Here is a 26,958-nt window from a genome sequence, read left to right as displayed (position 1 = left end):
ATGTTCCGCAACCGGTGACGATCAGCGCCGGGATACCATCATTGACCCGCCCATGAGACTATGTTGGTCAAACGTGCGTTACTTGGCCGGCCGTCGCACCGTGCTGTGGCAACGCCACCCGAACACCCAGGGCAATCACGAGCGCAGCGAGCAGCATCACAGCGCCTGCGGCGATAAAGACGCCGGTGACGCCGCTAAAACCGAACACTATGCCGCCCACTGCGGCGCCGGCGGCTATTGACGATTGCACCGCCGCGACGACCATGCCGCCCGCGGTCTCCGCTTGATCGGGGACGGCACGCGCCACCCAGTTAGACCATGCCACCGGCACGCCGCCGAAGGCCAGCCCCCACAAAGCCACCAATAGCATCAGGCCTGTTTCGTGGACGGGGAGCCAGATCATGCCGAACGCCGCCACGCCCACCAGCGCAGGCATCAATACCAACGTAGCGCGCAGGCTACGTTCCATCAGCCAGCCGGCCAGCAGCGTGCCGACGAAGTTGGCGACACCAAACCCCAGAAGCATCAGAGACAAACCGTCAGCATCAATAGGGGCCACGCTTTCCAGCGCGGGGCGGATATAGGTGAACAAGGCATACTGGCCCGTATGAGCCAGCACGCAGCCCATCATTCCGATCCCAATGCCTGGGCGGCGGAGCAATTCCAGAACCGATGCGGTGCGCGCCATCTTGCGCGCAGTCATGCGGGGCAGCGTGAACAATTGGAAGACAAGTGTTAACCCGCCAACACCCGCCGCCGCCACAAATGCACTGCGCCAGCCATAGAGTCCCCCCAGATAGCTTCCCAACGGCACAGAAACCACCGTCCCGATCGCAATGCCGCTGAAGATGATGGATAGCGCCCGCGGCACTGATTTCGCAGGCACCAGCCGCATAGCCACGGCTGCCGCCATGCTCCAAAAACCGCCCAACGCGATGCCCAGCAAAATACGCATCACCAGTAACACTGTCAGGCTGGAGGACAACGCCACAAGCACGTTGGAGGCGATCATCAGCACGGTAAAAGCCAACAAGACGACGCGCCGGTCAAACCTACGCGTCAGACCGGGCACCAGCAGCCCGGCAAACAGGGCGATGACGGCGGTTACCGTCACCGCTTGGCCGGCAAGCGCCTCCGACACGCCGAGATCGGCTGCCATTGGCGTCAACAGGCTGGCGGGTAGATACTCCGCCGTCAGCAACCCGAACACACCCATCGCCAATGAAAACACGGCCATCCACGCGGGTGCCGCAGGCGCTACGCCGGCCGCACTGCCTGTGTTGGCGGTGGGTCGGCCATCAAAAACGTCATTACTCATCTCGAACATCCCTGGATATCGGTTGTAGCCGCAAGTCTAGCGGCGCAACACAGGATGATCTATGATGCTAAGTCTTGATGTTTTGCTCGAAACGCCGAAAATGACTGAACAAGAACAATTTGCCCTATCGTCAGATCTCATCAGCGAACTGCTGACCGGCATGCGCCTGCAGGGTGTTCAGTACCGTCGCATCCAGACGGGCCCCACCTTTGGCCTGGGTTTCGATGCCAGGCCGGGACATGCTTACTTCCATTTCCTGGCCGTCGGCAATGCCGTACTGCGCACCGATGATGGTACATTGCATGCATTGTCTGCGGGTAGCGCCGTGTTCATGCCTCAAGGCGAGGCTCATCAACTGCTGTCCGCGGCCGAAGTTTCATTTCAGGACATCGGCATGTTCGACGCGGCGCCCCTCGGCGAGGCCGTGAGCGGGGTGAACACATGCCCCAGTACGCATGCTACGCCCAGCGCGGTTCTCTTTTACGGCTGCATGGAGTTCGATCTCGGCGCCATGCAGGGACTCGGCAAGATGATGCCAAGCGTCATGGTGGCTGACACACAAGAGCAGCGCTACCCTGGTTTGCTGGCGATTCTTGACGCAATGAAACGTGAAATCTGCGCAGGCCGCATCGGCTTCGCCGGTATTCTGGCCCGGCTCGCTGAGGTGGCAGGAGCCATGATCGTGCGCGGCTGGATCGAATGCGGTTGTGAGAACGCCTCTGGTCTTGTCGCGGCATTGCGTGATCCGCGCCTGGCCCGCGCCATATTGGCGTTGCACCGCCAGCCTGGCCGTGCATGGACAGTTACAGCGTTGGCCGCGGAGTCGCATGTCTCTCGTTCTGTTTTCGCGCAACGCTTTCACGCCACCATCGGAATGCCGCCCCTGCGCTATGCCACGGAGCTGAGGATGCGTCTTGCCAGCCAATGGCTGCTTCACGAGAGATTGTCCATCGACGCCGTCGCCCAGCGTCTCGGCTACACCTCTCAAGCTGCATTCAGTCGCGCCTTCAAGCGCGTCATCGGCCAGCCGCCGGGCGCCAGTCGGCATCGGCTTACATAAGCAAGCGCTTTGGCCGCACTGGACTGACGTTATTTGCGCCGCGCGCACGCGAGGATAAGGCGGACTTTAATCGCGGGTGCAGACCAGACTTCAGGTATCATATTCATCACATAAGCGTGATTTCCGTCGCAAATCCAATATAAGAAGAAAATTTTTTGACTTTTATATATAAAAATCATTATGCATCTTTACGCGATTAACTCTCTGAATCAAATACTCTTTATTCGCACAACGCCTCTCAGACAATCACCGGATTTTTATATATAAAAGTCCGAGATTCGCCCTCGCACTGAAATGCCTTTTTTATCGCAAAACCGAAAAAAAGAGTGATGCCGCCCCCAGGTTGACTTGATCGGCAAGCCTCCTAGAATCCGTCATTATGTCAACACATTGAAGCCAAGATAACAGGTCGGCACGTGATAAAGACCAGTCATGATCGGCGGATAACCATGGGCGCCATTGCGCGAAACAGAGTGCATAAACGATGACGAACAAGAGACGAAGCCAGGAATGGTTTGGACGAACGGATAAATCCGGTTTTATCGCCCGCAGCTGGTTGAAAAACCAAGGCTTGCCTAACGATGTTTTTGACGGCCGGCCGGTTATCGGCATTTGTAATACGTGGTCGGAGCTCACGCCATGTAATGCGCATTTGCGCGATCTGGCCGACCAGGTAAAACAGGGCGTGCTGGAAGCCGGCGGCATTGCGTTCGAATTCCCGGTGATGTCGCTGGGCGAAGCGCTCATGAAGCCCACCACCATGTTATTTCGCAATCTTGCCAGCATGGACGTGGAAGAATCGATTCGCGCCAATCCCATAGACGGGGTCGTGCTGCTGGTCAATTGCGACAAAACCACGCCCGCCTGCCTGATGGGCGCCGCCAGCGTCGATCTGCCCACCATCGTGGTCAGCGGCGGACCGATGCTTAACGGCAAACACCACGGCAAAGATCTGGGTTCAGGCACCGATCTGTGGAAATTCAGCGAAGATTTACGCGCGCAAAAAATCACCCAGGAAGAGTTTAATCAGGCGGAAAACAGCATGTCCCGCAGCCCCGGCGCCTGCAACACCATGGGCACCGCCTCCACCCTCGCCTGCATGGTGGAGGCCCTGGGCCTGACGCTGCCGGGGGGCGCCGCCATTCCGGCGGTGGATGCCAACCGCCGGCGCCTATCGCGCCTCGCCGGCCGGCGCATTGTGGCCATGGTCGAGCAAGACCAGCGGTTATCGCAGATCCTGACGCGGCAAGCATTTGAAAACGCCATCGTGGTTAACGCGGCCATCGGCGGCTCAACCAATTTTATCCTGCACCTGCTGGCCATTGCCGGACGGCTGGGGGTGGAATTGACGCTGGATGACTTTGATCGCCTCAGCCAACGCGTGCCGCTGCTGGCTAACCTGAAACCCTCGGGCGACTACCTGATGGAAGATTTTTATTACGCCGGCGGGGTACCGGCGGTCATCAGCCAGTTGGCGCACCGGCTGCACGGCGAGGTGATACAGGCCAACGGCCTGTGCCTGACGGATAACTACCGTGGCGGCCGCAGTTATAACAATGCGGTGATCGCCGATGCCGCCGCCCCGGTGCAAGAAGACGCCGGCACCGTGGTGTTGCGCGGCAATCTCGCCCCCGACGGCGCAATAATCAAGCCCTCCGCCGCTTCACCTGATCTGTTGTGCCATACCGGACGGGCGTTCGTATTCGAGAATATCGAACACTATAACGCGGTGATTAACGATTTGACCCTGCCGGTGGAAAAAGACGACATCCTGGTGATGAAAGGCGCCGGCCCGCGCGGCTATCCGGGAATGCCCGAGGTAGGCAATTTCGGCTTGCCGAAAAAACTTTTGCTCGAAGGTGTGCGGGATATGGTGCGCATCTCCGACGGGCGCATGTCCGGCACCGCTTTCGGCACTATTGTCCTGCACGTCAGCCCGGAATCGGAGATTGGCGGCACGCTGGCCCTGGTGCAGACCGGCGATTTTATCGAGCTGAACGCCCGGGAAAAAATCCTGCATTTGCGCGTGTCCGAGGATGAGCTGGCCCGGCGCCGGCAGCGCTGGACGCCGACGCTGCCCGCCATCACGCGCGGCTATGCCAGTTTATATATCGCGACCGTGCAGCAGGCTCATCTCGGCGCCGATCTGGACTTCCTGGTAGGTCACTCCGGCGATCATATCGACCGGGAACCGCACCCCGAGTAGCGCCTGCGTATTACCCTCAGCCCAGGCCGCCATGACGGCGACCATTCCAACCCTTGCACTTGATGATGAATCGACTGGAGAGAACGATGAAAAACCATTGGCCTGATGATGCCGCCCTGTTTGCCCTGGCGCGTGAAAAATTATTCGTGGCGTTGGTGGGCGATATCCTGGATACCATGGGTTTGCAGCACCAGTATTTACATCCGCACTTGAAACCCGTCGATCCCGCCGCGGTGATCCTCGGTCGCGCCATGCCGGTACTGGAAGCGGATTTTTTCGATACGCAATATGAGGGTCATAATCCCCTGAGCGCCCAGCCATTCGGCCTGATGTTCCAGGCCCTGGACGACCTGCAAAAGGACGAGGTTTACATTTGCGCCGGCGGTTCCCATCGCTATGCCCAATTTGGCGGATTAATGGCGACCCGCGCCCTTTATTGCGGCGCCGCGGGCGCGGTCGTTCACGGTTTTCACCGCGATACCAACGAAATTCTGAAATTACGGTTTCCGGTAGCGTCTTTCGGCAGTTATGCGCAGGATCAAGGGCCGCGCGGCAAAGTGGTGGACTGGCGGGTACCGATAGAATTGGACGGCATCAAAGTGATGCCCGGCGACGTCATTTACGGGGACCGCGACGGCGTACTGGTGGTGCCTGCCGCCGCAGTGGACGATGCGTTCCACGGCGCATTCGAGAAAGCCAAAGGCGAAAATAACGTATTGGAGGCGTTACGGCAAGGTATGCGCACCACCGATGCCTTTGAGAAATTCGGCATTATGTAGCCGCCGCTTATTGCGGTAAGCCTATCCTTCTGCGAGACAATAAGCGGTTCACTGGGTGCCCTCACCTTTTATTGCCTGGAGTCTGAAAAATGGAAAGTCATATCCACCTCGAAGAAAAGGCGCTGATGAAAAAAATAAGCGTCAAAATTATCCCTCTAATGTTATTAATGTATATTATTGCTTATATCGACCGGCAGAATATCGGTTTTGCCAAATTACATATGGTTGATAGCCTGGGCTTAAGCGAAACCGCCTTTGGCCTGGGCGCATCGCTATTTTTTATCGGTTATTTATTTTTTGAAATTCCAAGCAATATCTTTTTGCATAAAATAGGTCCGCGTATTTGGTTTGCCCGCATCATGATCACGTGGGGTATCATTACCATTCTGCTGGCTTTTACCACCAGCGCCACCATGTTTTATATCTTACGGTTTTTAATCGGCGCGGCCGAGGCAGGACTGTATCCCGGTTTGCTTTATTATATGACCCGCTGGTTCCCGCTTGAATATCGGCCAAAAGTCGTCAGCTATCTCATTATGGCCAGCCTGTTTGCCAATCTGGTCGGCGCCCCGCTCAACGGGATGTTGCTCAGCATGCACGGCGTACTGGGGCTTGACGGCTGGCAGTGGATTTTTATCGGCACCGGCGTGCCGGCGGTGCTGTTGATTATTCCGGTCGTGATGTTTTTAGCCGAAATCCCTGAAAAAGCCAACTTCCTGGACGAAACGGAAAAGCGCTGGCTGGTCAACCGTCTCGACCTTGAGCGCGAGGCCCATCAGGATCATCGCATAACCGGCGTATTGCAGACGTTGATCGACCGCCGCGTCCTTCTGCTGGCGTTGGTGCTTGGGTTTATTTCCTTTGGCGCCTACGGCTTGAGCTACTGGATGCCCACTATCGTCAAAGGATTCGGCGTATCCGACTTGCATAATGGCTTTATTAATATGCTGCCCTGGCTGATGTCGATTCTGCTGCTGTGGTGGTTAACCGCGAAACCGGGTCGCACCGCCAGCCCGGTGCTCAACATTGCGCTGCCGATGTTCGTCGCGGCGGTGTTCCTGGTGGCCAGCGCCTGGTTTATCAACACGCCCGTACTGAGTTTTTTCTCGATTACCCTGGTGATAATGGCGATATTTTCCATCCAGCCGTGCTTTTGGAACCTGACGCGTTTTCTGAGCGGCAGCGCCGCGGCAGCCGGGCTGGCCGCCATCAATTCCCTGGCCAACCTGGGCGGATTTTTTGCGCAGAATACGGTTCCGGCGATCCGTGATATGACCGGCAGCAGCAGCGCCCCTATGTATTACCTCGGCGTTTGCATGGCCGTCGGCGGCGTGGTCACCTTGCTGGTTATCCGCTATTTGCGCCGCAGCGAAACGCCGCAAAAATCCACCGAACGGGCGGATATCATCCCGCGCTAGGCGCGGCGCCCTACTGCTGCGATTCTTGCCCGCGCGGATAGCAGCAGTTATTTTTGACAGCGCCAGCGGGGTTACCTAAGGTAGGATTTATCCTTTTGCGCCTGATAACCGAAAGCCACCATGAATACGCCCAGCCAGGAATACAAAGCGCCGGCCCTCACTCGCGGACTTAAAATTATCGAATACTTCGCCAAAACCGGGGCGCCGAAAAGTATGGGGCAATTGGCGGCTGAACTAGGGCTGTCATTCAATCACATTTATCGCATCGTGCAGTGCCTGTCGGCAGAAGGCTATTTGTATCAAGATGCCGCCCGGCTTTACCATCTGACCGATAAGGTGCAAGTCAAATACGCCGTCAGTCCAATCCAGCAATTCGCCCTTTCCGAGCAGTGCCAGCGCCTGATGCGCGATTTCTCCTGGCAAACCAATCAGCCCTGCCACTTAGCCTCGTTGAAGGAAGATGATTTTGTGGTGCTGGCGCATGCTTATCCTGAATTCTCCCCCGCCATTGGCGCCCGCGCAGGGGCTACCCTGAATGCGGTTAAATCCAGCTCGGCGTTGTTGTTCCTGGCAATGGCCTCCGACCAGGCCGCACTGCGCCTTATTCGTCATGCCCCGCTGGGACCGGAACTGCGGGCCAACCTGCATCAACAATTAGCGCAAATCGGCGAGCAAGGATTTTCCGAGATCAAACACGACCGGATAATCGGCCTGACATCGGTCTCGTTCCCTGTTTTGGGCCATGACGACCGGGCCGAGGCGGTGATAACCTGCCCCCATTTTGATCATGTGCCCGGTGATTATGATGAACTCAAAAAAAGCTTGCGCGAACTGGCCTCGGCATTAACCCAAATGTATCGCCGATAGACATCCCGGTCCTACTTTTAAGCGGCTTTTTAAGGGCCATATCCAGGACCCATTCCGGCGCGATAGAGAATTGCCCCACATGCCTGAATCCGACAATGTTATCCAGCAAGCCAAACCCCGCTGAACGCTGAAGGGAAGGTGCGGTCCCTATAACATCACTTTTTCCGCCATTTCCCTGCTGTAATTGCGGCTGGCATCGACCAGCACGCGGGTGTAATCCTGCTGAATATCGCCGCGCAGCAGCGCGTCGGTTTCCAGCGTTTCGAGGATTTTGCCGTATTGCATGACGGCAACACGCTGGCAGAGGTGGGCGATGACGCCCAGATCATGCGTCACCATCAAATAGGTCAGCCCTTCCTCTTTCTGCAGGTCGAACAACAAATTGAGGATTTCCGCCTGCACCGACACATCCAGCGCCGAAGTCGGTTCGTCAAGCAGCAGTACGCGCGGCTTGAGGATCAGCGCGCGGGCGATAGCGACACGCTGCCGCTGGCCACCGGAAAGCTGATGCGGATACCGCCGGCGGAACGCGCGGTTCAGACCGACTTTGTCCAGGATAATGTTAATCCGCCGATCACGCTGATCGATACGGTGGATTTGCAACGGCTCCTCAAGAATATCGCCGATCGTGTGACGGGGATGCAGCGAGCCATAGGGATCCTGAAACACCATTTGCACCAGACGGCAGCGGTCGCGGCCAATGCGGTGCTGGAGCGGCTGACCGTCGATTTCCAGCTCACCGCGCCAATGGGTAAACAGCCCGGCGAGACATTTCAGCACCGTGGTTTTCCCTGAGCCCGACTCCCCCACCAGCCCGAAGATTTCCCCTTCACGGACATCGATATTCACCTCCGTCAGTACCTGGGTGGTTTTCGCGCCTTCACCGAACGCAAGATTCAGATTGCGCACGTCGATCATGGTTTTCGTTTGCATTTCGGCTCCTTAATCGGTAAGCCAACTGGCCTGACGGTGCATCACCGGCAGCGGATAACGACGGTTATCCATGTCCGGCAGCGCGCTAAGCAAACCGCGCGTATAGGGATGCCGCGCATTATCCAGATCGGTGGCGGCAATCGACTCCACAATGCGTCCGGCATACATCACCAGCACGCGGTCGCAGAAGCTGCGCACCAGATTGATGTCATGGCTGATAAAAATCAGTCCCAGTCCACGGGTTTTCACCAGATCGTCGAGCAGCGCCAGCACCTGTAAACGCACCGAGACGTCCAGCGCGGAGGTCGGCTCATCGGCAATCACCATTTCCGGGTCAGTGATAAGCATCATGGCGATCATGATGCGCTGCCCCTGCCCGCCTGAAATCTCATGCGGATACAGATGATAAACACGTTGCGGATCGCGGATGCGCACCACATCGAGCATATTGAGCACTTTGCTTTTCGCCTCCCGATAGGAACACGTGTGATGCGAACGCCACGCTTCGGCAATCTGATCGCCGACGCACAGTACCGGATTGAGCGAGTATTTCGGGTCCTGCATAATCATCGATATGCGTTTCCCGCGCACCCGCCGCATCTGCCGCGGGCTGGCGTTAAGCAAATCGATATCACCGAATTGCATTTTTTCAGCGGTAATGCGTGCTTTTGCCGGATGAAGCTGCAACAGCGCCCGTCCGACGGTGGATTTGCCCGAACCGGATTCACCGACAATCGCCAGTTTTTCCCGCCCGAGTTGGAAGGAAACGCCGCGCACCGCCTGCGTTTCCTGACGTCCATTGACAAAGCTGACGTGCAGATCGCGCACATCGAGTAACGCCGGGGCGTCATTCACTACGGGGATCGAGGATGTCACGCAGGCCATCTCCTAAAAAGTTGAACGCCAGGCTGTTAATCATGATCGCCAGACCGGGAAAGGTCGCAACCCACCAACACTCCATCATGTACGTCCGGCCACTGGAAATCATTGCGCCCCACTCGGGATCGGGCGGCTGCGCGCCCAGGCCGAGGAACCCCAGGCCCGCGGCGGTGAGAATAATTCCCGCCATGTTCATGGTGATACGGATAATGACCGACGGCAGACACAGCGGCACAATGTGGCGCCACAACACCCGCGCCGGGGACGCGCCCAGCAAACGCACCGCCGAGATAAAATCGGCCTGGCGCAGCGAGAGCGTTTCAGCGCGGGCCAGGCGCGCAATCGGCGGCCAGGCGGTGAGCGTAATGGCGATCACCACGTGTTCCAGCCCCGGGCCGAGCGCGGCGACAAACGCCAGCGCCAGCACCAGGCTCGGAAAGGAGATGAAAATATCCGTCACCCGCATCAGCACCATATCCGTTTTACCGCCGAAATAACCCGCGGTGACGCCGAGCAGCAACCCGAGCGGCCCGACGGTGACGGAGACCAGCAGCACGATATAGAGCGTGATGCGCGAGCCGTAAACCAGCCGGCTGAAGATATCGCGGCCAAACTCATCGGTGCCAAACCAATGCGCCGCCGACGGCGGGCTGAGCGCGTTATTCAGGTCCTGCACCAGCGGATGGAACGGCGCGATCCAGGGTGCGAAGAGCGCCACAACCATCAGCAGCAGAACAATGGCGCCGCCGATAGCCGTCAGCGGGTTGCTCGCCATCCGCCACAAAAAATTGCCGATGCGGCCCAACGCCAGCTTCACGCGCCGGCGTTTTTCATCACCGGCGCTGAGCGCCGCAGAATCAAGGGATATCGTCATACTTTTGTCCTCGGGTCAAAAACCTGGTACAGCAGGTCAGAGAGCAGATTCAGCATCACGAAAATTAAACCGACCACCAGCACGCAGCCCATCACCGCGTTCATGTCGCCAAGCATCAGGCTGCTGGTGAGATACGAACCGAAGCCCGGCCAGGAGAAAACCGTTTCAATCAGCACCGCGCCTTCGAGCAGCGAGCCGTAAGCCAGCGCAACCACGGTCAGCAACTGGACCAGAATATTGCGGAACGCGTGATTCCACAGCACATGCCATTCGCTCAGGCCTTTCACCCGGGCGGTGATAATGAATTCCTGCGATAGCTGCGCCAGCATAAAGCTACGCGTCATGCGGCTGATATAGGCCAGCGAGTGAAAGCCGAGTAACGACGCAGGCAGGATCAGGTGATTCAGCGCGTCGCGAAATACCGTCCCGTTGCCGGCAATCAGCGCGTCGATCAGCATAAAACCGCTGTGGCGCGTGACCTGTCCGTCGAGGCTGAAATCCAGCCGGCCCGCGCCGCCCACCCAACCGAGCCAGGCGTAAAACACCAGCAGCCCCATCATCCCGACCCAGAATATCGGCGTGGAATAGCCGGCCAGACTGATAATCCGCACGACGTAATCCGCAAGGCTGTTGCGTTTTGCCGCTGCCAGCACGCCCAGAGGGATGCCGACGCCCGCGCCGAGGATGATTGCCAGCGTCGCCAGTTCCATGGTGGCCGGGAACACGCGCAAAATGTCCCGCGTCACCGGCTTGCCGGTCAGCAGCGCATTGCCCAAATCACCGTGCGCCAGGCCGGAAAGGTAAATGCCGAATTGTGTCCACAGCGGTTTATCAAAACCGAGCTGATGGTAAACCTGTTGATAAGTGCTGTGGTCGGCGTCGGGGCCGACAATCGCCAGCACCGGATCCACCGGCATTACGCGGCCAATAAAAAACGTCAGCAGCAGCAGGCCGAACAACGTCACTACGACCTGGAGCAGGCGTTTGCCGATCCGCCCCGCGGGGAAAGGCGCGCGCGCGGTTTGCTTTGTAACCGGCGCCGGAATGGGCATGGTCATAATCCCTTCCCTCCGGCTGGCTGCGCACCCGGCGACACAGGCTGCCGGCTCTCGTCTTTATAGACATCGCGCAAAAAGGTGGTGGCCGACGGATGCGGCAGATAGTTTTTGACGTCCCTGCGCACCACGATGGAATCGATCATTTGCGAAACCGGCACCAGCGCCGGGATCAGGGCGTCGTAGCGTTCCTGAATGGCAAAGTACTCCTGCTTTTGTTTTTCAGGATCACGTTCCAGCAGCGCCCGGTCGATGTCTGTATTGAGCTGTTTATCGTAAAAACCCGTGCGCCAGCCCTGGAAATTGGTGAGACGCGCCGCGTCGCTGTTATCCGGGTTATAGACCAGCGCGCGCAGGCTGGAATGCGGATGCGGTTCCACACCGCTGCCGCCGCGCCCGACCAGCATGGCGAACTTGCGTTCACGCATGGCGCCGTAGATCTGGTTGCCGGTGCCGGTGACTATTTTGGCGCGGATCCCCGCCTGCATCAGCGTGGACTGTACGGCAATCGCGATATTGAGAAACGGCTGATCGGCCAGCACCCGCAGCGTGGTATCAAAGCCGTCGGGATAACCGGCATCGGCCAGCAGCGCTTTGGCGCGCGGAATATCCAGTTTGTAGCCCGGATCCGGCAGGGTTGCCGGCATGCCGACCTGGATCGGCCGCTGGTGCACAATGCCGTAACCGGTCATCAGCGCTTTACCGATGCCCTGATAATCGATGAGATAACGCACAGCTTCGCGTACTTTCGCGTTGGCGAAATGCGGATCTTTCATGCTCATCGCCACGTAATAAATCGTGCCTTTCTTTACCTGCTCGACAACCAGCGCCGGGTCGTGGCTGAGCGCGTTGACATCGGCAACCGCCATGTTATTGGCGATATCCAGGTCGCCCTTTTCAATCATCAAACGCAGTGTTTGCGATTCCTGAAAATGGCGGAACACCACGCGGGATAGCCGTGGATTTCCGCGCCAGTACTGCGGGTTTCGGCTTATATTCAACACGTCTTTGGCCTGCCACCCGTCGAGGCGAAACGGGCCGGAACCCGCTTCATTGGTGGTCAGCCAGCGGTTGCCCCAATCGCCGTTCACCTCATGTGCCTGCACCGTTTTACGATCCAACGCCACCACGCTGCCGAGCGCGGCCAGCGAATAGATCACCAGTTTCGGGTCATTCGGTTTCGGCAGTTGGATTTCAACGGTATCAGGCGACGGCGCACGTACCATTTCATCGACGTTATCTTTGCTGAATCCATAGGATTTCCATACCGATGCCTGCGCCAGGTTCAAATGCAAAATGCGGCGCATCGACCACACCACATCGTCTGAGGTGACCGGATTGCCGGAGTGGAATGTCACGCCTGCGCGCAGATGGAACGTCAGAAGATTGCCGGCATCGTTGACCTGCCACGAGGTCGCCAGCGCCGGACGCACATGCGTCAGCTGTTGCGGATCGAGCTCAATGAGCGGGTCATAAAGGTTGACCACGATACCGACGATATCATTGCCGGTCATCGCTGCCGGATCGAGCGTCAGCAGGTTGTTCATATTCATGCCGACGATCAGCTGGTCGGGCGGCGTTTTCGCCTGCGCCGTCCAGCAGCTCATCATCAGCAGGAGCGCGAATAACCACGCCCCGGGGGGTGTGCCAGTGTTCATGATGTACCTTCCGGGTAGAGTCAGAGGTTTAGTATTTTTTCTGCCCGCAGGTCAGTCGCGGCTGACGGTATGCGTTTCTATGTAGTCAAAATTAATGTCCTCTCCGAGGCCGGGGCGATTGGAAAGATGGACAAAACCCTGCTTATCCATCGGGTCGACAATACTGTTCAGGTAGGCGGCGGGTTCGTCGTATTCGAGGAACGGATGCAACAGGCCGCGTTCGTACCACCGGCAATTGCGGATCGCGCCGACCACGGCCAGGCTGGCCGCGCCGTTGCCGTGCACTTCGCAGTCCATGCCGAACGCTTCAGCCAGACCGGCGACTTTCATGCACGGCGAGATCCCGCCGACGCCGTTGGCTCCGGCGCGTAGGATGTCGCAGGCGCCCGCCTTCACCCAGTCGGCGCGGCTGTGGTGTTTGCCGCCCAGGCTTTCCGGGCCGATCACATCGATAGCGAGGTTTTCCGCCAGCCAGGCATAGGAGGCCATGCTTTCTTCTTCCATCGGCTCTTCGAACCAGGCAAAGTTGAGTTTTTCCAGCGCCTTGCCGATGGTCAACGCCTGGCTGCGGCTGTACCAGTGATAACCGTCGAGCATCAGTTCGATGTCCGGCCCGACGGCTTCGCGCACGGCGGCGCAGGCTTTGATGTCCATTTTCGGGTCTGGCGCGAACGCCACCGGCGGCATCCAGGTATGCAGCTTGATGGCCTGATAACCGCGCGCCACCAGCTTCTCGGCAAACCGGGCGAACTCATCCGGCGTGGAAAGGCCGCCCTTCAGCTCATCACCGCACATGGTGCTGCCGTATGCCGGCACTTTTTCCCGGAATCCGCCCAGCAGTTTGTGCACCGGCATGTTCAGTTTACGGCCGATTAAATCCCAGAGCGCCTGCTCAACAAACGACAGCGCGCGTTCGGTCAGCTGGTGCGCGCTGCCGCGCTGCCAGTGCGCCAGATCCTGCCACAACCGTTCGCGGTCAAACGGATTCTGCCCCACCAATACTTTTCTAAAGAAAGCGTTGACCACGTGTGGCCGCACCACTTCCGGCGGCGCGAATGAATATCCGCAGTCACCCTCGTCAGTGGTCAGCGTCAACAACGCCATTTTTGCCTGACTTTCTTCACCCGGATGCGAATGGCCCGCGCTATCAGAAACGCGACGTGTCGGATACGTAAAAACAGAGACCTCAACTGACGTTATTTTCACAGCGATACCTACCATTTCTGGGAGAGTTAACGCCCGCCAGGGCGCGCCGGAGTTACGGCCACATTGAGTAATGTGAGCGCACTCACAATTTTATGAAACTTACAATCACAAATAATAAAATGGTATTTCATTATCGAAGTTAGTCAGTTTGTTTTCATATTTCCTCTGCCAGACGCCGAAAATTTCACCGTAAGTTTGGGCATCCGCATAGGGATATGTGAACAGCTTCACGAAAGAGAGGGGAAATGAGCGCGGCGCAGAAAATAGGCGTAGAGAAGTTGGGGGAATTATTGGCCGGCCTGATGTTGCCAAGGGCTTTCGCTACCGGGCTAGGATGCGCGCAGTTCGCCCACGATCCCGTCCCAACCCTTTGGCCGCGTTAGGGTTTTATCCGCGGCCGGCAAAATCCTGTTGCGGACTTGAAAATTTTGCGCACGCACCCTATTTTCTTTTTTGCTATCGCTGCGTTTGACGCGCCTTTCATCACTTATTGTTGGTATGGAGATAAGCTAATGAAAATTGCTCAAATTGCGCCGCTGTACGAAGCGGTTCCCCCCAAACTCTATGGCGGCACCGAACGGATCGTCGCCAATCTTACCGACGCATTGATTAAAAAAGGACATGATGTCACGCTGTTCGCTTCCGGCGACAGCCAAACCCTGGCGCCATTGCATGCCGGCCGCGATCGGGCGCTGCGTCTTGATCCCGCTCCGCTGAAATCGGATCTGGCCGCCCATTATGTGATGTTCGATGAGCTGCGCGAGCGCGCCGGCGAGTTCGATGTGCTGCATTTCCATACCGATCTGCTGCATTTCCCGTTCTTCGAGTCCGTGGCCGCCAAGACCCTGACCACGTTGCACGGCCGGTTGGATATGACCGATCTGCCCACGGCTTTCCATCGCTGGCGGCAATATCCCCTGGTATCCATTTCCGATTCGCAGCGCCAGCCGCTGCCGTTCGCCAACTGGGCCGGCACGGTATGGCATGGGCTGGATCCCGAACGCTATAGGTTCACCGCCGCTCCACGGGGGGACTACCTGGCTTTCCTCGGCCGCATCTCGCCGGAAAAACGCCCGGATCGGGCTATCGCCATCGCCCGTCAGGCCGGGATTCCGCTCAAGATTGCCGCCAAGGTGGATGATGCCGATAAAAACTATTTCCGCCAGGTGATTGAACCGCTGCTGCAGGGCGGCGGCGTGGAGTTTATCGGTGAAATCAACGACCGGCAGAAAGCGGATTTCCTCGGCCAGGCGCGGGCGTTGCTGTTCCCCATCGACTGGCCGGAGCCGTTCGGGCTGGTCATGATTGAAGCGATGGCCTGCGGCACACCGGTCGTGGCCTGGCGCTGCGGTTCGGTGCCGGAAGTGATCGAACCGGGTGTCACCGGCTTTATCGTAGAAGACGAAACGCAGGCGGTGGCCGCCTGCCGCGCCGTGGATACGCTGGACCGCTGCCGGGTACGGACAGAGTTCGAGCAACGCTTTTCAGCCGACGTCATGGCCGATCGCTATGTACAACTGTACCGCCGTTTGCGGCAGCCGGCCGCCAACAGCGATGCCCTGTTGCATGTGGAAAAGGCGGGGTAAGCGCCATGGAAAATCAGCCCCGCTCATCCTGCGACGTGCAGGAACAATCCCCGCACACGGAAGCGAAACGTCCCTCGCTGTATGTCCTTAAGGAAGGCGACAGCTTTCTGGTGACCGATGACTTCGGCGATATCACCGGCCGGAGCGACGGACTCTTTACCGATGATACCCGCCTCTTGTCCGGACTAGGGCTGACTATTGGCGATAATGTGCAGCCGGCGTTTCTCTCCTCGACCGTCAGCCGCGACAACGTATTCTTTACCGCGCATCTGACCAACCCGCCGCTGACGGTAGACGGCCAAACCTTGCCCGCCAACGCGCTGCATATCGAACGCACCTGCTTTTTGTGGCAAAACCGCTTGTATCTGCGCATCGCCATCCGCAATTACAGCGAATACGCGCTGAGTCTGCCGGTCGGCCTGCGTTTCGCTACCGATTTTCGCGACATCTTTGAGATTCGCGGAGCCCGGCGGCCGTTGCGCGGCAGCACGCTGGCGCAACAGCCCATTGAACAGGGCGTCGCCCTGGCCTATCAGGGACTGGACGCGGTTCGCCGGCAAACCGCGCTGACGTTTTCACCGCAGCCGGAGGCCTTGGGCGAAGGCCTGGCGCACTTTCAGGCACCCTTGCCGCCCCATGGCCACTGGCAATTGCTGATGGAAGCCGGCCGGCAAGCCAGTATCCCGACCGCCGGCCGTTTCCGGCGCGGCGCGGTGGAGGCGAGACGCAAGATGCGCCAGCGCCGGCGCCGGGGGGCGCAACTGACGTGCTCCCAGCCGCTGTTCCAGGCCTGGCTCGACAAAGCGCGCGCCGATTTGGCATTGCTGACCAGCGATTTGCCCACCGGCCCGTATCCTTATGCCGGTATTCCCTGGTTTTCCACGCCGTTCGGACGCGATGCCATCATCACCGCCCTGCAAACGCTTTGGATCGATCCGGCGCTGGCCAAAGGCGTGCTGGCCTATCTGGCCGGCCATCAGGCGGCGGAAGCGTCCACCTTCCGGGATGCCCAACCGGGCAAGATCATGCACGAGACCCGCAAGGGCGAGATGACCGCCACCAATGAGCTGCCGTTCGGGTTTTATTATGGCGGAGTGGATACCACGCCGCTGTTTATCATGCTGGCCGGCGCCTGGTATAAGCGCACCGGGGACGAGGCGTTTATCAGCCGGATCTGGCCGCAGCTGACCGCCGCCATCGCCTGGATAGAATCCAGGCTGGATGCCAGCCCGCTCGGGCTGCTCGACTACCAGCGCGGGGAGCGCAGCGGGCTGGCGAACCAGGGCTGGAAGGACAGCCATGACTCGGTGTCCCATGCCGACGGACGGCTGGCCGAAGGCCCTATCGCGCTGGTGGAGGTGCAGGGCTATGCCTGGCGCGCGCTGCTGGACATGGCGAGCATGGCGGCCAGACGGGGCGAGGCGGAACCCGCCGGGCGCTGGCGCGAACGGGCGGAACGGTTGCGCCAGACCGTGGAGCAGCGGTTTTGGCTGCAGGAGCGCCGTTTTTATGCTTTGGCGTTGGACGGCGCCGGCCGGCCCTGCCAGGTGGAGGCATCCAATGCCGGCCATCTGCTGTACGTCGGCCTGCCGGACCATCAACGCGCATCCCAGGTGATCCGCCGGCTGCTGTCGCCCGCCTTCAACACCGGCTGGGGCATTCGCACGCTGTCCGGCGAAGCGGCCCGCTTCAATCCGATGTCATATCACAACGGCTCGGTATGGCCCCATGATGTCGGTTTGTGCGCGGCCGGCCTGGCGCGCTACGGCGAACGCCAGGGCACGGCGGCACTATTAAGCAATCTGTTCGAAGCGGCCCTGGCGTTTTCCCTGCGTCTGCCCGAGCTGTTTTGCGGTTTTTCCCGCGCGGCAAGCGAGCAGCCCATCGTCTATCCGGTGGCGTGCCAGCCGCAGTCATGGGCTTCAGGTGCGGTATTCATGCTGCTGCAAGCCACGTTGGGACTGGAAATCGACGCCGACCGCCGCCGGATCCGCGTCAACCGTCCCGCATTGCCGGACGGCGTGGACCGCCTGACGGTGGATGACTTGCCCCTTGGGGAAGGCAGGGTATCGCTGGAATTCCGCCGGGTTGGAGGCCGCACCGTCGCTTTCCTGCAACAGCAAGACGGCATCGACGGAGTCACGCTACAATTCAATCAATAACCACGATGCCCGGCTCGCATCGAGACCGGGCATTGTCGTCTCTTACGGAAATTACCTGCCAGTATTAAAAAAGGCCACGGTTTCGGTCAGCCTACGGGTTTGCTCTTCCAGGCCACTTGCCGCTACCACCGCCTGCTGCACAAGCACGGAGTTCTGGTGCGTCACCGCATCGATTTGCACAACGGCTTCGTTAACATGGCTAATGGCTTTGCTTTGTTCATCCGTGGCGTAGGAAATTTGCGACATAATATCCGAAACCCGCTGCACGGCCTCTATCATGTCGTCGATATTGCTCCCGGCCTTTTTGATCTGTGTGGAGCCGCTGTTGACGCGAGCCATGGACTCTTCCACCAGCCCTTTTATCTCCTGCGCCGCCTGAGAGCAGCGTAACGCCAGGCTGCGCACCTCGCCGGCGACCACGGCGAAACCCCTGCCTTGCTCACCGGCCCTGGCCGCTTCCACCGCCGCATTCAGGGCAAGGATATTGGTCTGAAAAGCGATACCGTTTACCACTTCAATAATACTGGCTATTTTGATGGCGCTTTCAGAAATACCGGTCATGGTGTCATTCACGCTCTGCATCATCACGCCGCCGCGAGAAGCAATATCCACCGCGCCGCGGGCCAGTTCGCGCGCTTGCCCCGAATTCTCCGCATTTTGTTTTACGGCGGCGGTAATCTCTTCCATGCTGGAGGAGGTTCTTTCCAGAGATATAGCCTGCTGCTCGGAATGAGCGACTATCTCCTGATTTCCAGCGACGATATCATGGGTGCTGGCGTTGATGATATCAGCGCCATCGCGGATCTCTTCAATGACCGTGGTGAGTTGTTTGCGCATAACACCCATTTCATATATCAGGCTTGAACTGTCACTGGTTTTTTTATCCACCGCGTGGGAAAGATCGCCTGAAGCAATCCGGGCGGCGACTTCAACGGCATAGCGCGGCTCGCCGCCCAGGGTTCGCAATATACCCCGGTTGATCACATAGACGAGCAACGAGAGCAGAATGCTGATGGTAACGAATTCAACGATATTCTGATAAAGCGAAACCAGAAATGCCTCGTCGATATCATCAACATACAGGCCGGTCGTGATGATCCAGCCCCAGGGCGACCACGGAATGCTGTAGGCGATTTTCGGCTGAGGTTTCGTCTCGCCCGGACGGGGGAAAACATAGGCGGTATAACCGGCATTATTGTCCCTGGTGACGGCCACCATGTCTCTGAAAATATAGGCCCCGTTGGCATCAGCGATGTCAGACCCTTTGCCAATCAGCATTGCATTGATGGGGTGCATGATGACCTGCGCCTGGGTATTCAAAATCGTGAAATACCCCGAGTTACCATAACGCAGATTCTTGATGGTCTGGAGTGCGCGCTGTTGCGCTTCCGCTTGTGAGATCAATCCTTTGTCAGCAAGATCGGCCTGCATTTTCACTACGCTCTGGGCCAGTTGCGAGACATCCTGTATCGCATTTTTCCGCAGTGTCAGTTGGTCTTGTTTAATCGTCACCGAGCCAAAAAATAACGTTCCGGCCAGGCACACCAGCGCGACAACGAGCGGGAGCCATAGTTTATGGGCAAGTGATAATTTCATGGCATGATTCCCTGTGGTTTTATATGGCTGGCATCGCATCGTGCCCCGGAAGTCGGACTGCGCCTTCATATGTTTATCGGAAATAAAAAAAAACAAATTAATCGTTAAAAGTGATATAGAGGCTCAATATGTTAGTTTTTTGCTATAAGCGAATTAATTGTCTAATAATTAATGATATATTTTCGACCAGGTAATTAACGCGTTGATTTATTTAGATGTAAACACGCGCGTGATCACACTATTAATGGGCAAAGCGTGGGAAGAACGCAGGCTTGTTTGATTGACGCAGACATATTCACGGGTGCATCTTATTGACAGCCTGAGTTTGAAAAATTGCGATAAGATGTAAGCCATCGGCTCTCAGAGTGTAAAAATCTTTTGTCGGCGGGCAAGTTACCCAGGGCATCCGTAGTGGAATCGTGCATCTGCCACTGTTTTAGGGTGGGTTATTGCAAAAAAACCTAAACCTTGCAATGGAAAATCATCAAAACATGTGATGTAAATCACGTATTTTAATAGTTTGCTTTTCTGCACTAAAATTGGGATCAATTATTGCCAAGCGGTATTTTTGCCACACGTTGAATTAGGTTTTCGGCTGATGATAATGATAATGATTTAATTAAATGCAGTGTTAGAAAAATCAGTTTATAGCGCTTCCAGTATGTTTCACGTGTTAACCAACAGAACCAGGAATCACGTCCTCTTTGAGAGTGAATAAATATTGTCCTATATCAATTTTTTGCAATAAAAAGCGCAAGAAAAGTGAAATACATTGGAATATTATTTAATTGATTAATAATTTCCTTATGTTTTAAATTGGTAAGGATCAACAATGAAAGGATTACCAACAGTACCAAAGATCGCGTTAGACGAGGTTGAAGCAAGTAAAAAAATTAAACCGATTATCGCTGGGATAGTTGTTGGGGTTTTAGCGGGAAGCAGCTTGAACGCCATAGCGTCAACGGATGCCATTCCGGTGAACAATGGGGTTCAGGAAAGCATCAGTACCCGAACGAATCCGCAGGGTGGCATAGCCGTTATTTTGGATAGACCCGCGCTGGATGGGCAAGTTTTTGCAGCCCACTATAGCCATTCCAGCCACGCGAGCCATGCAAGCCATTACTCCTGCACGCCAGGCAAGACCTGTTAATCAGTCATAGCCAGCAGAAATGCTGGCTATTTATAGGAGTAACTAAACCATGGCGCCCACCGGTAAAGGTACGAATGCACTCGGTGATTTTTTTTATATCATCGCAGATAAGGGGATTTATTCCATTAATGCGATAATGAAAACATGTTATTCTTTGACAGACCGGTTTTATATTCATGTCACTAAAACTGCGGACAATCATCTTTTGATTTACTTTTATAATAAAAATACCGCAGCACCTACCAGCGATATTGAACGGGTAGTATATGAATTTCTGGATCTTCTGCATGAAAACCAGATGCGCCAGATCGTCCTAGCTGAAACAAAAGAAATTCATGCCGAAATCGTTAGGAAAGCCTTTTCGCCGGTGGTCACGCTGGTGCACAATGCGGCTCCCGGCGATAGCCTTCATATACTGACTTCCTCGGTCTAACGCTTATGCAAATGATACTGGATTCTGATTTTTATACGCAGCATGCCATTGATGAAATGGCATCACTATTTGCGGATTATTTATCAATAACAGCTCAAGCCGGGGATGGTATGCTGCTGAATTTCACCGTCACAAACGCACATGTCCAAGAGAGTGCCGAAATCATCAATACTTTTCTCAATAATGCGCTGATGCTCAGCATACAAGAACGATTCAATCATGAGCATTAAATTCGCAAGCGCTGAGAGTTTTTACCAGCCCCATTATCAGCTGTTGCCTTTCAGATTCAGCAAATTGGATGCTAAGCGATATTTTATTTCGACCGATTACGGTGAATGGATCTGTTTAAACGATGAACAGCTTAGCGTATTGGTCAATAAAAAAGAAATAACCGATAAAAAGCTCTACTATGAATTGCGATCGAAGCACATCATCATCAATGACGAGGCGTTAGATCCGATCCCTCTACTGGCGTCTAAATTTAAGACCAAAAAGGCCTTTCTCGAAGACTTTGCGCAATTGCATATCTTCGTGCTGACTGTGAGGTGCAACAACTCTTGCATATACTGCCAGGCATCGAGAAAATCCTGCCAGTCCGCCTCTTCTCGCTTTGATATGAGCGAAGCCGTACTTGACGCCAGTATCGATATGGCCTTGTCCATGCCCTCCGCCAAACTCACGCTGGAGTTTCAGGGGGGAGAATCGACGTTGACAATGCCGCTGGTCCGGCGGGCCGTGAAGCGTGTGCAACAAAATAATGCGGTGAAAGAAATCCAATTTGTTCTGTGCACCAACCTATGCGATGTAAATGACGAAGATATCAACTTTTTGATCGAGCATAATATTTCAATTAGCACCTCGTTAGATGGCCCCCAGTCCTTGCACAATGCTAATCGGAAATTTAGCCAGGCCGGCGCCTGGGAAGCGCTAATCGCTACCTTGGATCGCATTAAACAAAAAAATGCCTTCGCCAAGGTCAGCGCGCTGATGACAACAACCCGCCAAAGTCTTGGTCTGCACCAAGAAATAATTGATGAATATATCCGGCAAGGGTTTAGCAGCATCTTTATCCGTGAGTTGAATCCTTACGGCTTTGCTCAAAAATATTTCAACAAAATTGGCTATACAACAGACGCTTTTTTGGAATTCTATGAAAAATGCCTGGATTATATCATCCAGTTAAACAAAGACGGACAACCGTTTCGCGAATCCTATGCCAGTCTTATTGTGAAGAAACTTGTCACACCATGGGCGACAGGTTTTGTCGATTTACAATCCCCCTGTGGCGCCGGTTTCGGTGTCACTTTATATAACTACGATGGCAATATTTATCCCAGCGATGAAAGCCGTATGATGGCCGAGACCGGAGACCGGCATTTCAAGATGGGGCATGTGCTTGAGAATACCCGGTCAGAATTGTTTTTGGGGCCGGTAATGCAAGAATTGGCGTTATCGGGGATTAACGACAGCTTGCCAGTCTGCTCGGACTGTGCCTATGCGCCCTATTGCGGGGCTGATCCGGTTCGGCGCTACCAAGTCACGGCGTCCCCTTATGGGCGGCCGGGCAAGGACGATTTTTGTTATAAAAACCAAAGCATCATCAAAATGATTATCAAAAAATTGACATCAAATGACCTTCAAACCCGGCATATATTGCTGCAATGGGGTTTGCAATGAAGCCAGCCATCCCGTTAGATACCTGCTTTCTATTTACGCAGGCAGAATTGACCTACGGCTTGGTTCGGGAGCTATTCGGCAAAGTGGTCACGGGGTCTGATCCTATGACCGACCGCGATATCCTTTATTTAGCCACCGACGCCCTGCTCCCGTCGTTCCAAGACACGTGCCCGACTGCAGTGATTTGTGCGGCCGACGACTATCGCGCACCGGCGCTGTGGGAACATGGCCGGTTTCCCGTACTCCTGGTTAAACCTGGCATTGTCTTCTCTCCTGGAGACATTATCAGCATTAGCGTTAAAGGCAGAATACACCGCTATTATCGCACCGCTTCCCACAACAATGCCTTCCTGGTTACAGAACTCTGTAATAACTTATGCGTAATGTGTCCTCAGCCGCCTAAACCGGCAAGGATTACGGATCCCTATCAATTGGAAAACGACGTTACGGCCACGATAGATCTGCTGGATGACGACCATTTACCCGAGACATTATGTATTACGGGCGGCGAGCCAACGATGTTAAATGAGGGCTTAATCCGCATCATTGATAAGATCGCGCAGCGCTCCCCACACACCCTAATCCATCTTCTTAGTAATGGGCGCTATTTTTATTATGAGAATTATGTCTCCCGGCTTGCGGCCGCGGCTCGCGGCAACCTCATGGTCGGCATCCCGCTTTTTGCACATGTTTCAGATATCCATGATTATATTGTGCAAAGCCGAGGCGCATTCGATCAAACGCTGGCTGGGTTGCTTAACTGCTATAAGCAAGGTATTCCCATTGAACTGCGTATTGTGTTACATCAAAAGACCATTGAATATCTCCCAGATTTAGTAGAATTTATTTCGAATAACTTATTCTTTGTTAAACACGTGGCGTTGATGGGTATGGAAAATATGGGCTATGCCAAACTTAATTGGTCTGCCCTTTCTATCGACCCGTGGGATTACAAGGATATCCTGTCGGCAGCGGTCGATATTCTCCAACGCTGTGGCATTGAGACCCGCATCTTCAATTTGCCGCTTTGTGTGGTAAATAGCGATGTGCATGATATTTGCGCCAAAAGCATCAGCGATTTCAAAAATATCTATCCGCTGGTATGTGCTCAATGTATTAAACAGAACAAATGCGGTGGTTTTTTCGCTTCTGCTACCGACAAGTTCTTTCTCACTCAACATATCACGCCATTCTTGGCGTAAGGGCATTGCCTTGTGTGCCGTTCAGAGCAGCACAGGGAAAACGGGTATGGGATACGCGCCCTGGGCTATGGTTTTTGGGAGCAGGTATGATACCCGTTTGCCCTTTAAGCCATTGGAATAATGGCAAGACGATTAAGAGCGGGAGTCGGGGCTAAAACCATGCAACCCGCGGCGGGCCGTTATTCCGTCAGCGTCCGATCCGGGCACGGCGTTCCCGCGTCCCGGGGTGAAAGCAGGATAAATACCGAGACCGCGGCGGCCAGGGTGACGGTCATCAATACATAGAGCAGCATGGTGAATGCGGTGTCATAGGCCATGGTCAGGGCGTCGCGTCCCAGAGGGGCGAGCATGCGCGTTGCCTGATCGAGGTTGCCGGTGGCGAGCTGGCGCGACGCCTCGACGAGAGGCTGATGTGCGCCATCGCCGGCGCCCGCCCGTGTCACCGCCAAGAACACAAAAGCCGATAGCAGCGCATTCACCATGGCCAAGGCGATACCTTCACTGGCCACCTTGGTGGTGTTGAAGATGCCACTGGCCATACCGGCCTGGTCCCGCGGCACGACGGTCACCGACAAGCCGTCCATCAGGCCCCAGGGAATGCCGGTCCCGAGGCCGATCACCAGCAGCGGGCCGGTCAACGCCAGCATTGAGCCGCCGGATCCGACCCGGCTCAGCCAGAACAACCCGCCGGCGGCGACGAACAGGCCTGCGCTTGCCAGCCAGCTTGCGGGTATCGTCCGGGCAAGGATGGCGGCGCCGGCGGGAACGATAAGCATGGGCGCGGAAAGCGCAAGCATCAGCAGACCGGTTTGTATTTCGCTGTAACCCTCCACGCCGATGAAACGCATGGGGAGCACGATAAGCAGGACGACATACGCATAGCAGGTTGCGATGGGCAGGATCTGAACGCCGACGAATCTTCCGTAGCGGAACAGGGAGAGTTCGAGCAGCGGTTGTTTAATGCGGGTCTCTATCGTTGCGAAGAGGACAAACGCAGCGATGGATAGGGCAAACGCGCCGAGCACGATCGCCGCGGACCAGCCGCGATCGGGCGCTTCGTTCAGCCCGAGCGTCAGGAAACCGAGCGCGGCGATAAAAGCCACGGCGCCGGCGCTGTCGAAGCGGGAACTGCCCGGATTGCGCGTTTCTTTCATCACGCCTTGGGCGATAACCAGGGCAATCACGTCCAGGATCGTGCCCGTCAGGAAGATTGAGCGCCAGCCGAAATGTTCTATCAGGCTGCCGGAAACGATCGGCCCCAGGGCAAGACCGATGCCGAACGTGGTACCGATCATACTGAACGCCCGGGTCTGCGCATGGCCGGTAAACTCCTGCGCCAGCGCGGCCGAGCCGCCGGCCAGGGCCGCGGCGGCTCCCGCCCCCTGTAGCGCGCGCAGCAGGTTCAGCGTAGTGATATCAGGTGCAAAATCGAGCGCAAGGGAGCCCATGGCGAACAGCGCTGCCCCACCCATAAAAACGCGCTTCCTGCCGTAAACATCCGCCAGTGCGCCTGCGGGGAGCATAAAGCTGCCGAAGGTGAGCATAAAACTATTGGTGATCCAGCTAAGTTGGGCGGCGCTTGCCGAGAACTCAATCCCGATGGTATGCGTGGCCAGCGCCGCGCCGGTAAAGCTGAGCGGCAGGGCCAATGCCGCCAGGCAAACGGCAAACAGCACCAGCGGGCCGCTGCGGGCGTACGAAGACGCAGGGCTTGATGACATGATAAACACCTCGTATGAAAGGGACGATATTGTCCTTCACCGCGACGATAGGCGTTGTTGATTCGGAGATAAATACCGGCAGCGGCGCAGCTGTGTCTCCGGTGAGGAGACAATCACGCGCTTATTCCGCGGTCGCTGAACGCATAAGATCGGCCAGGTGATCGAGTACCACGCGCGTTTTCAGCGGCATTCGCCGGCCAAGGGGGAGAAGCGCATGCACCGGGGGTCCCGCAACGGATGCCGCCGGCAGCACCCGCCGCAGTTCGCCGCAGGCGACGTAGGGGTCCCCGACGCGGTCAAAAACCTGCGCAATGCCAAGCCCGCCCCTGGCGGCATCCACCAGCGACCTGCCGTCGGACACAATGGCGCTGATATTGGGGGAAAATTCCCGCACGCGGCCCTCGTCAAAGATATGCCATTGTCTGAGCTTGCCGGAGGCAGAACGGAAAATAACCGCTTCGTGGCGCATCAGCTCGCTGACGGAACGGATTGAGGGCCGGCCGTCGAGATAGGCCGGCGCGGCATACAGGCACAGGCGCAGGCCACAAAGTTTTCTTACGGTCATTTCACCGTCCGCCGGCAGTTCTCCCACCCGCACCACGATATCCCATCCTTCGCCCACGGCATCAGTGGCCTTATCGGTGAGTGAAATATCCAGGGTCACCAGGGGATAACGCGCACGAAGCGCGGGAAGCGAGGGAAGAATAAATCCGCCGAATCCCACGGGAATGTCCAGTCTGACCCGGCCGGCGGGATGGTCGCGGCGGGCGGCCAATGCCGTTTCCGCTTCGTGTAAACCGCCTAATGCCGCACGGGCCGCTTCAAGATAGGTATTGCCATCTTCGGTCAAGGTTACCGATCGGGTGGTACGCTGAAAAAGCTTGGTCCCGAGGCGCGCCTCCAGGCGCTGCACCGCTTTACCCACGTTTGCCTTGCTGGTTCCCAGCTGTTCGGCCGCCCGGGTAAAGCTTGCATGCTGGGCCACGGCCACAAAGGCGGCGATATCCTGCAGTGAGGGAGAAGATTGCGTCATGATTGATCTTCCGGAAACGATAACGTCCTAAATTAGGGTATCGCCGTCGTTTAGTAAATGGTTATCCCAACGGCATTGTCGCTCCCGGAGCTACAGAGCGTCGCTTTTACCGGCGTTTATTTCCCCGGCGCGACCGGTTATGTTT

Annotated in this window: 22 protein-coding genes; 12 read left to right on the top strand and 10 right to left on the bottom strand. The window is 56.5% G+C overall.

The annotated features are described in order from the left end of the window. Nucleotides 1-67: 67 nt before the first annotated feature. The gene (locus tag ACL2XG_RS02465) at nt 68-1,237 is read right to left on the bottom strand and encodes an MFS transporter (RefSeq protein WP_413723447.1); all 1,170 of its coding nucleotides are present in this window, start codon (nt 1,235-1,237) and stop codon (nt 68-70) included. 142 nt (nt 1,238-1,379) lie between these two features. Between ACL2XG_RS02465 and ACL2XG_RS02460 the strand changes: the two genes are divergently transcribed. From ACL2XG_RS02460 to ACL2XG_RS02440, 5 genes are all read left to right on the top strand, one after another. Further along, nucleotides 1,380-2,378, top strand: a complete 999-nt coding sequence (locus tag ACL2XG_RS02460) for an AraC family transcriptional regulator (protein ID WP_413722961.1) — start codon at nt 1,380-1,382, stop codon at nt 2,376-2,378. A 484-nt stretch (nt 2,379-2,862) separates the two neighbouring features. Beyond that, the gene (locus ACL2XG_RS02455) at nt 2,863-4,584 is read left to right on the top strand and encodes an IlvD/Edd family dehydratase (protein ID WP_413722962.1); all 1,722 of its coding nucleotides are present in this window, start codon (nt 2,863-2,865) and stop codon (nt 4,582-4,584) included. 86 nt (nt 4,585-4,670) lie between these two features. Beyond that, on the top strand, nt 4,671-5,363 hold the full coding sequence (locus ACL2XG_RS02450; protein ID WP_410014818.1) for an RraA family protein: 693 nt from the start codon (nt 4,671-4,673) through the stop codon (nt 5,361-5,363). Nucleotides 5,364-5,452: 89 nt separating this feature from the next. After that, nucleotides 5,453-6,781, top strand: coding sequence for an MFS transporter (locus ACL2XG_RS02445; protein WP_413722963.1), 1,329 nt, complete (start codon nt 5,453-5,455; stop codon nt 6,779-6,781). 120 nt (nt 6,782-6,901) lie between these two features. Then, on the top strand, nt 6,902-7,648 hold the full coding sequence (locus ACL2XG_RS02440; protein WP_410014816.1) for an IclR family transcriptional regulator: 747 nt from the start codon (nt 6,902-6,904) through the stop codon (nt 7,646-7,648). A 147-nt stretch (nt 7,649-7,795) separates the two neighbouring features. Here the strand turns inward: ACL2XG_RS02440 and ACL2XG_RS02435 are convergent, their stop codons facing one another. Genes ACL2XG_RS02435 through ACL2XG_RS02410 form a run of 6 tightly spaced genes read right to left on the bottom strand, consistent with a single transcriptional unit; the run spans nt 7,796 to nt 14,253 of the window. Continuing rightward, nucleotides 7,796-8,566, bottom strand: a complete 771-nt coding sequence (locus ACL2XG_RS02435; RefSeq protein WP_413723448.1) for an ABC transporter ATP-binding protein — start codon at nt 8,564-8,566, stop codon at nt 7,796-7,798. 24 nt (nt 8,567-8,590) lie between these two features. Continuing rightward, nucleotides 8,591-9,457 (bottom strand): ABC transporter ATP-binding protein, encoded by an 867-nt coding sequence (locus tag ACL2XG_RS02430; protein WP_410014815.1) that lies wholly within the window; start codon nt 9,455-9,457, stop codon nt 8,591-8,593. After that, on the bottom strand, nt 9,429-10,334 hold the full coding sequence (locus ACL2XG_RS02425) for an ABC transporter permease (protein ID WP_413722964.1): 906 nt from the start codon (nt 10,332-10,334) through the stop codon (nt 9,429-9,431). Before ACL2XG_RS02425 ends, ACL2XG_RS02430 begins: the two co-directional genes overlap by 29 nt. Next, on the bottom strand, nt 10,331-11,386 hold the full coding sequence (locus tag ACL2XG_RS02420) for an ABC transporter permease (protein ID WP_410016806.1): 1,056 nt from the start codon (nt 11,384-11,386) through the stop codon (nt 10,331-10,333). Before ACL2XG_RS02420 ends, ACL2XG_RS02425 begins: the two co-directional genes overlap by 4 nt. A gap of 2 nt (nt 11,387-11,388) precedes the next feature. Further along, nucleotides 11,389-13,047: an ABC transporter substrate-binding protein gene (locus ACL2XG_RS02415; protein ID WP_413722965.1), complete on the bottom strand. Its 1,659-nt coding sequence runs from the start codon at nt 13,045-13,047 to the stop codon at nt 11,389-11,391. A gap of 51 nt (nt 13,048-13,098) precedes the next feature. Further along, the gene (locus tag ACL2XG_RS02410) at nt 13,099-14,253 is read right to left on the bottom strand and encodes a mandelate racemase family protein (protein ID WP_410014812.1); all 1,155 of its coding nucleotides are present in this window, start codon (nt 14,251-14,253) and stop codon (nt 13,099-13,101) included. A gap of 512 nt (nt 14,254-14,765) precedes the next feature. On the opposite strand from ACL2XG_RS02410, the gene ACL2XG_RS02405 reads away from it, so the two are divergent. Both ACL2XG_RS02405 and ACL2XG_RS02400 read left to right on the top strand, forming a co-directional pair. Next, entirely contained in the window at nt 14,766-15,839 is a 1,074-nt protein-coding gene (locus ACL2XG_RS02405) for a glycosyltransferase family 4 protein (RefSeq protein WP_410014811.1), read from the top strand. 5 nt (nt 15,840-15,844) lie between these two features. Then, entirely contained in the window at nt 15,845-18,001 is a 2,157-nt protein-coding gene (locus ACL2XG_RS02400) for a glycogen debranching N-terminal domain-containing protein (protein ID WP_413722966.1), read from the top strand. Nucleotides 18,002-18,052: 51 nt separating this feature from the next. Here the strand turns inward: ACL2XG_RS02400 and ACL2XG_RS02395 are convergent, their stop codons facing one another. Next, a complete protein-coding gene (locus ACL2XG_RS02395; protein ID WP_410014809.1) occupies nt 18,053-19,597 on the bottom strand; it encodes a methyl-accepting chemotaxis protein in 1,545 nt (514 codons plus the stop codon). 832 nt (nt 19,598-20,429) lie between these two features. Here ACL2XG_RS02395 and ACL2XG_RS02390 point away from each other — a divergent pair. The 5 genes from ACL2XG_RS02390 to hxsC are packed head-to-tail and all read left to right on the top strand — an operon-like array spanning nt 20,430 to nt 24,059. After that, nucleotides 20,430-20,747: a hypothetical protein gene (locus ACL2XG_RS02390; protein ID WP_413722967.1), complete on the top strand. Its 318-nt coding sequence runs from the start codon at nt 20,430-20,432 to the stop codon at nt 20,745-20,747. Between the two features lie 49 nt (nt 20,748-20,796). Next, on the top strand, nt 20,797-21,180 hold the full coding sequence (hxsD, locus tag ACL2XG_RS02385) for a His-Xaa-Ser system protein HxsD (protein ID WP_413722968.1): 384 nt from the start codon (nt 20,797-20,799) through the stop codon (nt 21,178-21,180). A 5-nt stretch (nt 21,181-21,185) separates the two neighbouring features. Then, a complete protein-coding gene (locus tag ACL2XG_RS02380; protein ID WP_413722969.1) occupies nt 21,186-21,410 on the top strand; it encodes a hypothetical protein in 225 nt (74 codons plus the stop codon). Then, a complete protein-coding gene (gene hxsB / locus ACL2XG_RS02375; protein ID WP_413722970.1) occupies nt 21,400-22,857 on the top strand; it encodes a His-Xaa-Ser system radical SAM maturase HxsB in 1,458 nt (485 codons plus the stop codon). The genes ACL2XG_RS02380 and hxsB overlap by 11 nt, the downstream gene beginning before the upstream one ends. Next, nucleotides 22,854-24,059, top strand: coding sequence for a His-Xaa-Ser system radical SAM maturase HxsC (gene hxsC / locus ACL2XG_RS02370; protein WP_413722971.1), 1,206 nt, complete (start codon nt 22,854-22,856; stop codon nt 24,057-24,059). The genes hxsB and hxsC overlap by 4 nt, the downstream gene beginning before the upstream one ends. Before the next feature lie 179 nt (nt 24,060-24,238). On the opposite strand, the gene ACL2XG_RS02365 is transcribed toward hxsC, so the two are convergent. Continuing rightward, on the bottom strand, nt 24,239-25,780 hold the full coding sequence (locus tag ACL2XG_RS02365) for an MFS transporter (RefSeq protein WP_413722972.1): 1,542 nt from the start codon (nt 25,778-25,780) through the stop codon (nt 24,239-24,241). Between the two features lie 121 nt (nt 25,781-25,901). Next, the gene (locus tag ACL2XG_RS02360; RefSeq protein ID WP_413722973.1) at nt 25,902-26,813 is read right to left on the bottom strand and encodes a LysR family transcriptional regulator; all 912 of its coding nucleotides are present in this window, start codon (nt 26,811-26,813) and stop codon (nt 25,902-25,904) included. Nucleotides 26,814-26,958 lie beyond the last annotated feature (145 nt).

Origin of the sequence: Sodalis sp. RH24, assembly GCF_047324145.1 — a bacterium.
Taxonomy (GTDB): domain Bacteria; phylum Pseudomonadota; class Gammaproteobacteria; order Enterobacterales; family Enterobacteriaceae; genus Acerihabitans.
This window is presented reverse-complemented; position numbering and strand designations above follow the sequence as displayed.

What these genes read in the sequence shown, in the direction of transcription:
- ACL2XG_RS02465 (WP_413723447.1), bottom strand. Translation starts at nt 1,237, where the DNA reads ATGGCCGTGTTTTCATTGGCGATGGGTGTGTTCGGGTTGCTGACGGCG.
- ACL2XG_RS02460 (WP_413722961.1), top strand. Translation starts at nt 1,380, where the DNA reads ATGATGCTAAGTCTTGATGTTTTGCTCGAAACGCCGAAAATGACTGAA.
- ACL2XG_RS02455 (WP_413722962.1), top strand. Translation starts at nt 2,863, where the DNA reads ATGACGAACAAGAGACGAAGCCAGGAATGGTTTGGACGAACGGATAAA.
- ACL2XG_RS02450 (WP_410014818.1), top strand. Translation starts at nt 4,671, where the DNA reads ATGAAAAACCATTGGCCTGATGATGCCGCCCTGTTTGCCCTGGCGCGT.
- ACL2XG_RS02445 (WP_413722963.1), top strand. Translation starts at nt 5,453, where the DNA reads ATGGAAAGTCATATCCACCTCGAAGAAAAGGCGCTGATGAAAAAAATA.
- ACL2XG_RS02440 (WP_410014816.1), top strand. Translation starts at nt 6,902, where the DNA reads ATGAATACGCCCAGCCAGGAATACAAAGCGCCGGCCCTCACTCGCGGA.
- ACL2XG_RS02435 (WP_413723448.1), bottom strand. Translation starts at nt 8,566, where the DNA reads ATGATCGACGTGCGCAATCTGAATCTTGCGTTCGGTGAAGGCGCGAAA.
- ACL2XG_RS02425 (WP_413722964.1), bottom strand. Translation starts at nt 10,334, where the DNA reads ATGACGATATCCCTTGATTCTGCGGCGCTCAGCGCCGGTGATGAAAAA.
- ACL2XG_RS02420 (WP_410016806.1), bottom strand. Translation starts at nt 11,386, where the DNA reads ATGCCCATTCCGGCGCCGGTTACAAAGCAAACCGCGCGCGCGCCTTTC.
- ACL2XG_RS02415 (WP_413722965.1), bottom strand. Translation starts at nt 13,047, where the DNA reads ATGAACACTGGCACACCCCCCGGGGCGTGGTTATTCGCGCTCCTGCTG.
- ACL2XG_RS02405 (WP_410014811.1), top strand. Translation starts at nt 14,766, where the DNA reads ATGAAAATTGCTCAAATTGCGCCGCTGTACGAAGCGGTTCCCCCCAAA.
- ACL2XG_RS02400 (WP_413722966.1), top strand. Translation starts at nt 15,845, where the DNA reads ATGGAAAATCAGCCCCGCTCATCCTGCGACGTGCAGGAACAATCCCCG.
- ACL2XG_RS02395 (WP_410014809.1), bottom strand. Translation starts at nt 19,597, where the DNA reads ATGAAATTATCACTTGCCCATAAACTATGGCTCCCGCTCGTTGTCGCG.
- ACL2XG_RS02390 (WP_413722967.1), top strand. Translation starts at nt 20,430, where the DNA reads ATGAAAGGATTACCAACAGTACCAAAGATCGCGTTAGACGAGGTTGAA.
- hxsD (WP_413722968.1), top strand. Translation starts at nt 20,797, where the DNA reads ATGGCGCCCACCGGTAAAGGTACGAATGCACTCGGTGATTTTTTTTAT.
- ACL2XG_RS02380 (WP_413722969.1), top strand. Translation starts at nt 21,186, where the DNA reads ATGCAAATGATACTGGATTCTGATTTTTATACGCAGCATGCCATTGAT.
- hxsB (WP_413722970.1), top strand. Translation starts at nt 21,400, where the DNA reads ATGAGCATTAAATTCGCAAGCGCTGAGAGTTTTTACCAGCCCCATTAT.
- hxsC (WP_413722971.1), top strand. Translation starts at nt 22,854, where the DNA reads ATGAAGCCAGCCATCCCGTTAGATACCTGCTTTCTATTTACGCAGGCA.
- ACL2XG_RS02365 (WP_413722972.1), bottom strand. Translation starts at nt 25,780, where the DNA reads ATGTCATCAAGCCCTGCGTCTTCGTACGCCCGCAGCGGCCCGCTGGTG.
- ACL2XG_RS02360 (WP_413722973.1), bottom strand. Translation starts at nt 26,813, where the DNA reads ATGACGCAATCTTCTCCCTCACTGCAGGATATCGCCGCCTTTGTGGCC.